Raw genomic sequence first — 12,947 nt, 5'->3', positions numbered from 1 at the left:
AACCGCCTTCTTTTGGTTCTACTTGTCTTCCACTTGCAGGATGGCCAGGAACGCCTCCTGCGGAATTTCCACGCTACCCACCTGCTTCATGCGCTTCTTGCCGGCCTTCTGCTTTTCCAGCAGCTTCTTCTTGCGCGAGATGTCGCCGCCGTAGCACTTGGCCAGCACGTTCTTGCGCAGCGCCTTCACGTTTTCACGCGCAATGATCTCCGCGCCGATGGCGGCCTGGATGACCACGTCGAACATCTGGCGCGGGATCAGGCCGCGCATGCGGGTCACGACGTCGCGGGCGCGGTGACGCGCGTTGCTGCGGTGGACAATCACGGCCAGCGCGTCCACGCGGTCGTTATTGATCAGCAGGTCCACGCGCACCACGTCGGCCGAGCGGTATTCCAGGAATTCGTAGTCCATCGAGGCATAGCCGCGCGACACCGACTTCAGCTTGTCGAAGAAGTCCAGCACGATCTCGGCCAGCGGGATCTCGTACACCAGATGGACCTGGCGGCCGTGATAGCTCATGTTGACCTGCGAACCGCGCTTGTTGTTGCACAGCGTCATGACCGGACCGACGTAGTCCTGCGGCATGAACAGCGTGACTTTCACAATGGGTTCGCGGATGTCCTGGATCTTGCCCACTTCCGGCATGCGGGACGGGCTTTCCACAGTGATCACCGAGCCGTCGCGCTGTTCGACCTCGTACACCACCGACGGCGCGGTGGTAATGATGTCCATGTCGAATTCGCGCTCCAGGCGTTCCTGCACGATTTCCATGTGCAAGAGGCCCAGAAAGCCGCAGCGAAAGCCGAAGCCCAGCGCCTGCGAGACTTCCGGCTCGAACATCAGCGCGGCGTCGTTCAGCTTCAGCTTGTCGAGCGAATCGCGCAACTGGTCGTATTCGGAGCTTTCCACCGGGTACAGGCCGGCGAACACCTGCGGCTTGACTTCCTTGAAGCCGGGCAGCGCACTGGCGGCAGGCTTATTGGCCAGCGTGACCGTGTCGCCCACCTTGGCGTCTTCCAATTGCTTGATGCCGGCGATAATGAAGCCCACTTCGCCCGCCGACAGGTGCGGACGCTGCTGCGACTTCGGCGTGAACACGCCGGTCTGCTCGCACAGGTGGGTGGCGCCGGAGGCCATCAGCAGGATCTTGTCCTTGGGCTTGAGCACGCCATTGATGATGCGCACCAGCATGACGACGCCCACGTAGTTGTCGAACCACGAGTCGATGACCAGTGCTTGCAGCGGCGCGTCGGGATCGCCCTTGGGCGCCGGCACGCGGGCCACGATGGTCTCCAGGATCTCGTCGATGCCCATGCCCGTCTTGGCGCTGGCCAGCACGGCCTCGGACGCATCGATGCCGATCACGTCTTCGACTTCCTGGCGCGCGCCTTCGGGATCGGCCTGCGGCAGATCCATCTTGTTCAAGACCGGCACCACTTCCACACCCAGCTCGATGGCGGTGTAGCAGTTGGCGACCGTCTGGGCCTCCACGCCCTGGGACGCGTCGACCACCAGGAGCGCGCCTTCGCATGCCGACAGCGAGCGGCTGACTTCATACGAGAAGTCCACGTGCCCCGGGGTGTCGATCAAGTTCAGGTTGTAGGTCTTGCCGTCCTTCGCTTTGTAATGCAGGGCGGCGGTCTGGGCCTTGATGGTGATGCCGCGCTCGCGTTCGATTTCCATGGAATCGAGCACCTGCGCCGACATTTCGCGATCCGCCAATCCGCCGCAGCGCTGGATCAGGCGATCGGCCAGGGTCGATTTACCGTGATCGATGTGGGCAATGATGGAGAAGTTGCGAATATGCTGCATGCTTGAAATTATAAGGGACGGAACACTCGGCACATGGCCGGAAGACACCGCCGCCGGAGTACGCACGGCTGACGTTAGGGGGACGCTGCGGGCCGCTGGTGGGTCGCTGATGGGCAGACCCGGGCAAAAACGAGGGGGCGCCAAGCGCCCCCTCTTGCGGCAACCAGCCATTTTAGCTGGTCTTGGGGTTTTTTTTCTGCCGCCGGGCCGCCCCGGGGCAAAAAGCGACGGTCTTTAGCCCTTACTTCGAGGCCGGAACCGCCACCCATTGCGTCTGATCGCCGCGGCGCACCAGCAAACCCGCGGCCCGGGACTTGTCCAGCTTGCCCACGAGCGTGGCGAATTGCTTGGCGCCGGTGACGTCAGTGTCGTTCAAGGCCAACACAATATCGCCTTCCTGCAAGCCGGCCTTGGCGGCCGCGCCTTCGGCGACCTTCACTTGGACGCCGCCCTTGATGCGCAGCTTCTTCTGCACGTCGGCAGGCACGTCCACGACACCCAGGCCCAACGCGTTCGTGACTTCGGGTGCCGGCGCCGGCTTCTTGCCCGCCGCCGCGGCCTTCTCGGTCGGGATTTCGCCGACCTTGACCGACAGAGTCATGCTCTTGCCCTTGCGCCACACTTCCATGTCGGCGCGCGTGCCCGGCTTGGTTTCGCCCACGATGCGCGGCAGGTCCGACCAGCGCTTGATCGGCTCGTTGTTGAACTTCAGGATCACGTCGCCCGGCTGCACGCCCGCCTCTTCGGCGGGGCCTTCGGCTTCCACGCTGCTGACCAGCGCGCCTTCGGCCTTGGGCAGGCCGATGGCTTCGGCCACGTCCTTGCCGACTTCACCGATCTGCACGCCGACCCGGCCGCGCGTCACCTTGCCCGTGGCGCGCAACTGGTCGACGACCCGCATCGCTTCGTCGATCGGGATGGCCAGCGAGATGCCCATGAAGCCGCCGCTGCGCGAAATGATCTGGGAATTGATGCCCACGACTTCGCCGTCCAGGTTGATCAGCGGGCCACCCGAATTGCCGGGGTTCACGGCCACGTCGGTCTGGATGAACGGCAGGTATTCGCCGGTATCGCGGCCAATCGCGCTGACGATGCCGGAGGTCACGGTGGAATCCAGGCCGAACGGCGAACCGATGGCCAGCACCCACTGCCCTTTCTTCAGCTTCTTGGGGTCACCGATGACCAGCGGGACCATATCCTTGGTTTCGATCTTGATCAGCGCGACATCGGTGCGCTCGTCAGTGCCGATGACCTTGGCCTTGAATTCGCGGCCGTCGGTGAGCGTGACGTAGATGTCCGTCGCATCAACCACCACGTGGTTGTTGGTCAGGATGTAGCCGTCTTCGGAAATGAAGAAACCCGAGCCCACGCCACGCGGCACAGTCCGCTCTTCAGGCTGCGAAGGCTGGGGGCGCTGACGCGGCATCGGGGACTGGCCACCCGGACCCGGCTGTTGGAAGTCGGGGCCGAAGAACCAGCGGAACAACTCGTAGGGGTCGCCGCCGCCGCCGGGGCCGGGGCCGCGCACCGGCACGGTGGCCGTGGTGCGGATGTTCACGACTGCGGGGTCGGCCTTTTCAACAATGCCCGTAAAGTCGGGCAACGCCACGGTGGGCGTCTGCGCCACCGAAGCGGGGACATACGCGGCGGACATCGCCACGCTTGCCGCCACAACCACCAGAAAGCGCCGGAAAAAAGCGTTCGACACCGTCATTGCTTTCATAAGTTACTCCGAAATTGCTGCTAGCCGCCCCGGGGCTCGGATCACTTGGACCCGGCCGTCCCGGTTGCCGGCGCCGCCGCCGCAGGTGCGGCGGGCACATACTCTGTCGCTTCCGCCAACTGTTCCAGCGTCGCCACGGGCACTTCGCCCACGGCCGTCAGCCAGAAGTCCGCAATGCGCGTTCCGTAAACGGTGATCGACCCGCGCTGCGCGGCGCCATGGGGAGGATGGTGGCCGCGTTGGCTATCATAGGGCTCGATGAAGACCGAAATGGCCGCCAGGCCGTCGGATAGAACCATCTGGTTGACGGTCGCGCCGCGCCCCATCGAGCGCGCCACCTGCATGACCACCTTGAAGCCCTTGGGCGCCGGGATGCGCCAGCCCTGAGCCGACAGATCGACGGGCGCCATCGACGGCTCCAGCACCTTCCAGTCGCGGGTACTCCAGCGCGACGTCAGCAATTGGGGATCGACTTCCGACCCCAGGCGCAACGACGTGAACGACACCTGCTCGACCACGCCGCGCGCGGCGTTCAGGGTCTGGGCCTTCAATAGCAGATTGGTTTCGACATCGGCGCACAGGCGGTAGCCGTAACGCAGCTTGTCCAGCGGCTCGATCGTGATCAGCCGACACTCGCGGCCCGCCACCCGGTGCAGCTTGGGTTCGGTGCTGATCTTGTAGTGTTCGGCCAGATTGGCAGGGTCGCCCAGCAGCAGGCCGGGAAAGCGGTCGCCTCGGCGGCGCTCGACCAGCACGGTCTTGCGCTCGGGGATCAGGCACTGCACGTCCTCGTTGTGCCGCAGGTATTCGCGTGGCTGCCCATCCAGGATTTCCAGGCGTTCGCGCTCACCGGTGCCGTCCAGGACATGCACCAGGCGCGAAGACTGGATCATTTCGCCCTGTTGATACATGAAGACGCCGGCGTAGTCCTGCTTGCGCGCGGCCTGCTGGATGCGCGACAGCAACTGGACGACGTCATCGGTCGCCGGTGCGGCGTCGGCGGCGCGCGCGGGTTCATGCGCGGCCAGGAAAGCGGTCAGAAGCGTGGCGGCGAACCAGCCAGCGCGGTGCGCGTGCCAGGAGGCTGCGCGCGGCCAACGTGTCGGTAACACCAGCGCCATCAACGCCCCGCCCCGACGTCGAACGAGACTTGACGCACCGCGCTGGGGCCGGCCATCTGGCGATGGGCCTCCAGGTAGTCGCGCAGGCCCGCATCCTCCGCGGAGGCAGGCGTGCCGCTGGCGTCGGCCAGCACGCGCACTTCGGTGGCCGGCGTGCCCGTCAGATAGGGCTGAGCCACCCAGGCGACGGTCGCCACAGCGGCGGCCACCGCCAGGCCGGACAGGCCATAGCGCAACGGCGAACGGCGCCGGGGCGCCGCCACGATCGGCAGTTCGGCATCCAGCGCCCGCGCCAGCCGGGACTGGAACGCCGCGCTGGGCGTCAATGCCAGGTCGGCATTACGGAGGGAATCACCGATCAAATGATAGGTGTCCCAGGTCTGACGTCCTTCCTTGGACAACAGACTGGGAAGAATATCGTCGGAATCTTCTCCGTCCATCCAGGCGGAAACCGATTCCTCCCAGGAGGATTCGGCGATTTCAACGGACTTGGCTGCGGTTTGCATGACTGCCACTCCTTACCAGCGACGCTCGGCATCGGTGCCAAGCAATGGACGCAATTTGGTCGCGATGGCCTCGCGCGCACGAAAAATGCGGGAGCGCACCGTACCGATCGGGCAATCCATGCTCTGGGCGATGTCTTCGTAACTCATACCTTCGATTTCACGCAGGACAATTGCGGTGCGCAACTCTTCGGGCAATTCCTCGATGGCCGCGTTCACCGTCTCGGCGATTTCGCGGCTGGCAACCATGGACTCCGGCGTGCTTATATCGGTTAGGTTGTCGGTTTCGTTAAAAGTTTCACCGTCTTCCGTTTCTATCGCATTTGGCGCGCTGGGCCGCCGGCCCTGCGAGGCCAGCCAATTGCGCGCCGTATTGATGGCGATACGATACAACCAGGTATAGAACGCGCTGTCACCCCGGAACTGGGGCAAGGCCCGATAGGCCTTGATGAAGGCTTCCTGGGCCACGTCCTCGATTTCAGAGGGATCGCGGATCATCCGGGCCAGCAGGCGCAGGATCTTGCGCTGGTACTTCAGCACCAGCAGATCAAAGGCCTTCTTGTCGCCCCGTTGAACGCGCGCGACAAGCTCGGCGTCGACTTCGCGCTCGCTCATGACGCCTCCTGCGGGCGTGCCGCCGGCTGTGCGCGCCGCGCCGTGCCCGTCAGCAGGCAAAGGCGCCGCCAGGACTCCGGTCGCAACGTCCGCTGCCAGACGGTGAGGGTGATTATGCTATTTGTAAAGGCCGTACTCCCGGTGGGCAAGGGCTGCAAAGTGAGCGTGAGCCAGCGCGGGCCGCGCTGCTGATTCAGCAGCACCGCGTCTTGCCAGCCTTGCGGCAGGCAGACCTGCCAGCGCCCAGCCCCGGTCGCCGTGCGTAATGCCGATACCGGGGACAGGCTGCTCCGTGCCGAGTGTAACAGCCCGGCCAGCACAAGCAGCAGCGCGATCACCGCGCTCGCTGCCCATGCCAGGCCGCTCCAGGAAGCCGCCGTCAGCGCACAGGCCGCAGCCACGGCGATCGCCAGGCCGCCAAGCGCACGGACGCCAGGCGGCTGCCCGGCAGGCACCTGAAACGACCAGCGCCCTGCGTCCGAGCCTGCCAAATCAGACCCGGCGAACGGCCATGGAGCCGTTGGTGCCGCCGAAGCCGAACGAGTTGGACAGGCCGACCTCGATCTTCATCTGCCGCGCTTCGTTCGCGCAGTAATCCAGATCGCATTCCGGATCTTGATTGAAGATGTTGATCGTGGGAGGCGATACCTGGTTGTACACGGCCAGCGTGGTGAACACGGCCTCGATGCCGCCTGCCGCGCCGAGCAAGTGCCCGGTCATGGATTTGGTCGAGTTGACCACCAGCTTCTTGGCGTGATCGCCGAACGCCAGCTTCAGCGCATCGGTTTCGTTCTTGTCGCCAAGCGGCGTGGACGTGCCGTGGGCATTGACATACTGGATGTCATCCGCGTTCAGGCCGCCGTTGCGCAGCGCGTTGAGCACGCCGCGGCGCGGGCCGTCCTTGTCGGGGGCCGTGATGTGGTGCGCGTCCGAGCTCATGCCGTAGCCCGCGAGCTCGCCATAGATGCGCGCGCCGCGCTTCTTGGCATGCTCGTATTCTTCCAGCACGAGAACACCGGCGCCCTCGCCCAGCACGAAGCCGTCGCGGTCGCGGTCCCAGGGGCGCGAGGCCGTCTGAGGGTCATCGTTGCGGGTCGACAGGGCGCGCATCGCGGCGAAACCGCCGATGCCCAGCGGGGACACGGTCGATTCGGCGCCGCCCGCCACCATGACGTCCGCATCGCCGTACTCGATCAGGCGCGCTGCGTCGCCGATGCAATGCAGCCCGGTGGTGCAGGCCGAGACGACGGCATAGCTCGGACCCTTCATGCCATAGGCAATGGACAAATGACCGGAGATCAGGTTGATCAGCGAACCCGGCACGAAGAACGGGGAGATCCGTCGCGGACCCTTGGCCAGGTACTCGACCTGGGTTTCTTCGATGCGCGGCAAACCGCCGATACCGGAGCCCACGATCACGCCGATGCGCTCGGCATTGGCTTCGGTGACTTCCAGGCCGCAATCGCGCCATGCCTGCATCCCGGCAGCCAGGCCGTAATGGATAAACGTATCCATCTGGCGGGCTTCCTTGGACGAGACATAGGTGCTGATGTCGAAGTCTTTGACTTCGCCAGCAATGTGCGTAGTGATGGCCGAGGGATCGAAACGGGTGATGCGGCTGATGCCAGAACGTCCGTTGACGATATTGTCCCAAGCGGTGGTCAGGTCGTTTCCTACAGGAGAAACGATACCAAGGCCGGTGATGACGACACGTCGCTTCACGGATGACTCCTCAAACAGACAAAAGAAAGGCGGCTTTCGGGATGCGCTGCACGTGTGGCCCACGCGAAAGCGGGTCGGGCATGACTATGCCCTTCCCGCATGCGGACCACACGGCAAATTCCTGAAACCGCCCCGTTTCCCGGTTGGCCCCGAAAGTCGGGCAACCGGAAGGATATAGGCTGAGCTTACTGCTTACCGTGCGAATTGATGTAGTCAATCGCTTGTTGCACGGTCGTGATCTTTTCGGCCTCTTCGTCGGGGATCTCGGTCTCGAATTCGTCTTCGAGCGCCATGACCAGTTCGACCATGTCGAGCGAATCGGCACCGAGGTCGTCAAGGAAGGAGGATTCGTTCTTGATCTCGGCTTCGTTCACGCCAAGTTGTTCAGCGACGATCTTCTTGACGCGCTGTTCGATGCTTTCCATGCAGATCTCCAATTGGGAAAAATCCCGCGAATTATAGCCAAGCGTAGAGGAAAGCAACGCCTGGCCGTGACAAAAATAACACCGCGCACTTGTTCTGTCGCCCGGAAGGGCACAGGAATACCGGTATGCGGCGTTTCCGGATGAACTGCGCGCGGCCTCGCCGGTTGCCCGGCGGCGGCGTGGCGGCCTTGGCCACCCACGCGCAATTCGTGATTTATTGCATGTACATCCCGCCGTTTACGTGCAGGGTGGTGCCGGTAATGTAACCCGCTTGCGGCCCGGACAAAAAGGCCACCGCATGGGCGATGTCTTCGGGTGAGCCCAAACGGCCCAGCGGAATCTGCTGCAACAGCGCCGTGGTCTGGCTTTCAGCCAGCGCACGCGTCATGTCGGTATCGATGAAACCGGGCGCGACACAGTTCACGGTGATGTTGCGGCTGCCCAACTCGCGAGCCAGGGCGCGCGACATGCCCGACACGCCCGCCTTGGCGGCGGCGTAATTGGCCTGGCCGGCGTTGCCGCTGGACCCCACGACGGACGTGACGTTGATGATGCGTCCCCAACGGGCCTTCATCATGTTGCGCAACACGGCGCGCGACAGGCGGAACACGGACGTCAGGTTCGTGTCCAGGACCGCGGACCAGTCGTCGTCCTTCATGCGCATCGCCAGCGTATCGCGGGTGATGCCGGCGTTATTGACGAGGATGTGCGGACCGCCGCCTTCCTTGCCCAGCGCGTCGATCAACGCGTCGCACGCTTCGGCGTCGGTCACGTTCAGCACCACGCCGCGGCCGCCGGACGGCGCCAGGGCTTCGGTGATGGCGGCCGCGCCCGATTCGGATGTCGCGGTGCCCACGACGGTCGCGCCGCGTGCAGCCAGCTCCTGGGCGATGGCGCGGCCGATGCCGCGCGTGGCGCCGGTCACCAGGGCGATCTTGCCCTGCAGTTCGATCGAAGAGTCCATGTCTTTAATTTCCGTTAACGGCGGCCAACGCGGCTTCAAGCGAAGCGGGATCGGTAATGGCCATGCCGGTAAGTTCGGGGTCGATGCGCTTGGTCAGGCCCGCCAGCACCTTGCCGGGGCCGCACTCGATGATGTGGGTGACGCCTTGCGCCTTCATCGCGCGCAGGGTTTCGACCCAGCGCACAGGATGCCATGCCTGACGCACCAGCGCATCCCGGATTGCCCCGGGTTCCACGGGCGAGGCGACATCAACGTTGTTGATGACCGGGATCTGCGGCGCCGAGACCGTGACGCCAGCCAATGCGCTGGCCAGCACGTCGGCGGCGGGTTTGAGCAGGCTGGAGTGGAACGGGGCGGACACCGGCAGCAGCAGCGCACGCTTGGCGCCCGCAGCCTTGGCCAGTTCGCAGGCGCGCTCGACGGCGGCTTTGTGCCCCGCGATCACGACCTGAGCGGGCGCATTGAAATTCACGGCTTCGACGATTTCGCCTTGAGCAGCCTGCGCGCAGGCGGCGCGCACGGCATCGTCGTCCAGGCCCAGGATGGCGGCCATGGCGCCCGTACCGACCGGCACGGCGGCCTGCATCGCGTCGGCGCGCACGCGCACCAGGCGCACGGCATCTTCCAAAGCGAGCGAACCGGCGGCGGTCAGCGCGGCGTATTCGCCCAGGCTATGACCGGCCACGACGTCGGGCTTGCGGCCGCCGGCGGCGCGCCAGGCGGCGTAGAACGCCACGCCTGCAGTCAGCATCGCCGGTTGAGTGTTGGTGGTCAGGTTGAGCTGCTCCACCGGGCCTTGGGCGATCAGCGCGCCCAGATCCTGCCCCAGGGCTTGCGAAGCCTGCGCCACGGTGTCCGTGACGGCGGCCACGCCCGACCAGGCATCCAGCATGCCGACAGCTTGCGAACCTTGGCCAGGGAAGACAAATGCGATTTTCATGGTTGACCGGTTGGATTGATTCAGTGTCTGTGTGGGATGTCAGGCACGCCCCGCGGGCGACGACGCATGCGCCGCCCTGGCCGGGGCACACCCTTACATGCGGGCGAGTACCGAGCCCCAGGTGAATCCGCCGCCCACGCCTTGCATCAGAATGAGCTGACCCGGCTTGACGCGGCCATCGCGGCGCGCGGCATCCAGTGCCAGCGGCACGCTGGCCGCAGAAGTGTTGGCGTGGCTATCAACGGTGATGACGACTTTTTCGACCGGCACGGCAAGCTTGCGCGCCAGGAAATTCAGGATGCGGACGTTCGCCTGATGCGGGATCAGCCAATCGACGTCGGCGAGTTCGATGCCGGCTTCCGCGCAGGTGTCGCGCGCCGAGCGGTCCAGCACAGTCACGGCCTGCTTGAACACGGCCTGGCCGTCCATGCGCAGGAACGGATCGCCCGTCACGTCGCCATAGGCCACGTTGCCTGCGGCGCTAAGGATCTTCATCTGGCTGCCATCGGCATGCAACTGCGCGGCCAGGATGCCCGGCTCGTCGGACGCCTTCAGCACCACGGCGCCGGCGCCGTCGCCAAACAGCACGCACGTGCTGCGGTCATTCCAGTCCAGGATGCGCGAAAACACTTCCGCGCCGATCACCAGCGCGCAACGGGCACGGCCCGCGCGGATGAAGCTGTCGGCGGTGGTCACGGCGTAGACGAAGCCGCTGCACACGGCCTGCACGTCGAACGCCGCCGATCCCTTGGCGCCGAGGTTGGCCTGCACCAGGCATGCCGTGCTCGGAAACACGAAATCGGGCGTGGACGTGGCCACGATGATCAAATCAACCTCGGATGCGTCGACGCCGGCATCGGCCAGCGCGCGGCGCGAAGCCTCGGTGGCAAGCTGGCTGGTCGTGACGCCGCGTTCGGCGAGATGGCGCTGACGGATGCCCGTGCGCTCAACGATCCACTCGTCGGACGTGGCGATATCGCGCGTCGCCAGCTCCGCTGCCAATTCGTCATTCGAAACCACGCGTTCCGGCAAGAAGCTGCCGGTGCCCGCGATTGCGGAATATTTCATTGCGGTATCCATCAAGCGGTGTCCCCAGCGACGTTCCGCGAGGGCGTTGCGGCGCCCTCGCCCGATTGAACGCGCTTGGTAATCTGCGCGACCGTCTGAGCGGTGCGCTCCAGCAGTTTACTCACTACGGCTTCGCGAGCTCGTTGCAACGCAAAACCGTAGGCGTAGACATCTGCGGAACCATGGCTCTTGATGACCACGCCGCGCAAGCCCAGCAACGCGGCGCCGTTATAGCGACGGTTGTCGACGCGGTTGCGCAGACGGTTGAGCACCGGCTGGGCGATCGCGCCGGCCAACAGGGTGATGATGTTGCGTTTGAACTCTTCGCGAATGATGCTGGACAGCATCTTCGCCAGCCCCTCGACGGACTTGAGCACGACGTTGCCGACGAAACCGTCGCACACGACGACGTCGACCGTACCCTTGAAGATGTCATTGCCTTCCACGTTGCCGTAGAAATTCAACGGGCTGCCGCGCAGAAGCTCTGCAGCTTCCTTGACGACTTCGTTGCCCTTGATGACTTCTTCGCCGATGTTGAGCAAGCCCACGGAGGGGTTCTCACGATGGTCCACCGCCTGCGACAGCGCGGCGCCCATGATGGCGAATTGCAGTAGGTGCTCGGCCGAGCAATCCACGTTCGCACCCAGGTCCAGCACCGTGGTGGCGCGGCCCGTCTGGTTCGGAATGGAAGTGGCGATCGCGGGGCGGTCGATACCGTCCAGCGTCTTGAGCACGTAGCGTGAAATGGCCATCCATGCGCCCGTGTTGCCGGCGGAAACGCAGGCGTCAGCGCGCCCGTCCTTGACGGACTGGGCGGCCAGGCGCATGGAGGAGTCTTTTTTGCGGCGCAAGGCGACCTCGACCGGGTCGTCCATGGTGACGACCTCGGATGCCGCCACGATTTCCATGCGATCGCGCGCCACGCCGCGGTGCTCTGAGAGCGCCGCTTCGATAGCGTCGGGAAGCCCGACCAGCAATAGCCGGGTATCCGGAAATTGCCGGGCGAACTCGATCGCAGCCGGAATCGTGACGGGCAGACCGAAGTCTCCGCCCATACAGTCTATGGCGATGCGTATCACGGGTGCCAGGTATCAGCGCGCAGCCGAATTGGTCCGAGTACGAGTTCGGCCCGGGGGCCTTATTCGTCGGCCTTGGTCTTCAGGACCTTGCGGCCACGGTAAAAGCCGTTGGGGCTGATGTGGTGACGCAGGTGCGTTTCGCCGGTGTTCGGCTCGATGGCGGTCGACGGGGCAACCAGAAAATCGTGCGAACGGTGCATACCGCGCTTGGAGGGGGACTTCTTGTTTTGTTGAACGGCCATGATGACTCCTAGAAACGGGGCGCATTGTACGCGATGCGGCCCGATGTTGATCTCAATCTTTGTGCTTCAGTTGTTCCAGCACCGCAAACGGCGACGGACGCTTGACAGCGGGCTCTTCAAGAACTTCGCTGACTTTGGCCTGCGCGCCCGGGCATACTTCATGCTTGGGCACATACGGAACGCTCAGAATGAGCTCATCTTCGATCTGGGCCAGCAGATCGAAATGATGCGAACCGACCACCTTTTCAGGCTGGTTGGACACAAAACCATTTCCTTCTTCGTCTTCATCGTCCTCGCCGGCATGACCATCGGAATAATCGCCGTTGGTATTGCCATCATCGAGATCGGCTTCGGACTTGACCAGCTGCAAGAGGACTTCGCTATCGACCGGATACACGAACGGCGCATTGCACCGCTGGCACACCAGCACCGGGTTCGCCTGCACGTGAACGTGCAAGAGGGGCCGGCCAAGCAACAGACCAGACTTGCCCACCTCACCGCGCACAGACCACGTCACAAGCCCGGCGTCGCCCAGCGGTTGTTCGGGTAACCCTTCAACCGCGCGCGAAAACCGCACAAGAGGTATGGTGCCATGCGCTTCCTTGCCGCTATGGGCAAATGCGAATGCATCGATGCGCTTAATGATCAATCCTTTGCATTCACGGGTCTTTGCGATTGCTCACGCTTTGCCAAATTGGCTTGGCATTGGGTTGGCATTGGCTTGGCACTGCCC

13 protein-coding genes are annotated in these 12,947 nt (G+C 64.2%); all 13 read right to left on the bottom strand.

All coding sequences use genetic code 11. The features are described 5' to 3' along the window. Positions 1-18 precede the first annotated feature (18 nt). On the bottom strand, positions 19-1,812 hold the full coding sequence (lepA, locus tag HG262_RS15810; protein WP_057284786.1) for a translation elongation factor 4: 1,794 nt from the start codon (positions 1,810-1,812) through the stop codon (positions 19-21). 241 nt (positions 1,813-2,053) lie between these two features. Then, positions 2,054-3,535, bottom strand: coding sequence for a DegQ family serine endoprotease (locus HG262_RS15805; RefSeq protein WP_169271908.1), 1,482 nt, complete (start codon positions 3,533-3,535; stop codon positions 2,054-2,056). A gap of 41 nt (positions 3,536-3,576) precedes the next feature. After that, positions 3,577-4,656 carry a MucB/RseB C-terminal domain-containing protein gene (locus HG262_RS15800; protein WP_169271907.1) on the bottom strand — a complete coding sequence of 360 codons (1,080 nt, stop codon included), beginning with the start codon at positions 4,654-4,656 and terminating at the stop codon, positions 3,577-3,579. Continuing rightward, positions 4,656-5,162 carry a sigma-E factor negative regulatory protein gene (locus HG262_RS15795; protein WP_169271906.1) on the bottom strand — a complete coding sequence of 169 codons (507 nt, stop codon included), beginning with the start codon at positions 5,160-5,162 and terminating at the stop codon, positions 4,656-4,658. The genes HG262_RS15800 and HG262_RS15795 overlap by 1 nt, the downstream gene beginning before the upstream one ends. Before the next feature lie 12 nt (positions 5,163-5,174). After that, on the bottom strand, positions 5,175-5,774 hold the full coding sequence (rpoE, locus tag HG262_RS15790) for an RNA polymerase sigma factor RpoE (protein WP_006218045.1): 600 nt from the start codon (positions 5,772-5,774) through the stop codon (positions 5,175-5,177). Between the two features lie 492 nt (positions 5,775-6,266). Further along, complete coding sequence (gene fabF / locus HG262_RS15785; protein WP_169271905.1) at positions 6,267-7,496, bottom strand: beta-ketoacyl-ACP synthase II; 1,230 nt, start codon at positions 7,494-7,496, stop codon at positions 6,267-6,269. Between the two features lie 185 nt (positions 7,497-7,681). Further along, entirely contained in the window at positions 7,682-7,921 is a 240-nt protein-coding gene (gene acpP / locus HG262_RS15780; RefSeq protein WP_003813816.1) for an acyl carrier protein, read from the bottom strand. Positions 7,922-8,135: 214 nt separating this feature from the next. Continuing rightward, complete coding sequence (gene fabG / locus HG262_RS15775; RefSeq protein WP_169271904.1) at positions 8,136-8,885, bottom strand: 3-oxoacyl-ACP reductase FabG; 750 nt, start codon at positions 8,883-8,885, stop codon at positions 8,136-8,138. Positions 8,886-8,889: 4 nt separating this feature from the next. Next, positions 8,890-9,825, bottom strand: coding sequence for an ACP S-malonyltransferase (gene fabD, locus HG262_RS15770; protein WP_169271903.1), 936 nt, complete (start codon positions 9,823-9,825; stop codon positions 8,890-8,892). Between the two features lie 93 nt (positions 9,826-9,918). Next, a complete protein-coding gene (locus tag HG262_RS15765; RefSeq protein WP_169271902.1) occupies positions 9,919-10,905 on the bottom strand; it encodes a beta-ketoacyl-ACP synthase III in 987 nt (328 codons plus the stop codon). After that, positions 10,905-11,972, bottom strand: a complete 1,068-nt coding sequence (gene plsX, locus HG262_RS15760) for a phosphate acyltransferase PlsX (protein WP_169271901.1) — start codon at positions 11,970-11,972, stop codon at positions 10,905-10,907. The genes HG262_RS15765 and plsX overlap by 1 nt, the downstream gene beginning before the upstream one ends. A gap of 59 nt (positions 11,973-12,031) precedes the next feature. After that, positions 12,032-12,214: a 50S ribosomal protein L32 gene (gene rpmF, locus HG262_RS15755; RefSeq protein WP_006218037.1), complete on the bottom strand. Its 183-nt coding sequence runs from the start codon at positions 12,212-12,214 to the stop codon at positions 12,032-12,034. Between the two features lie 52 nt (positions 12,215-12,266). After that, positions 12,267-12,863, bottom strand: coding sequence for a DUF177 domain-containing protein (locus HG262_RS15750; RefSeq protein WP_169271900.1), 597 nt, complete (start codon positions 12,861-12,863; stop codon positions 12,267-12,269). Positions 12,864-12,947 lie beyond the last annotated feature (84 nt).

Origin of the sequence: Achromobacter sp. Bel (assembly GCF_012928505.1) — a bacterium.
Classification (GTDB): domain Bacteria; phylum Pseudomonadota; class Gammaproteobacteria; order Burkholderiales; family Burkholderiaceae_B; genus Achromobacter.
The sequence above is the reverse complement of the archived record's forward strand: the minus strand, read 5'-3'. Positions and strand labels throughout refer to the sequence as shown.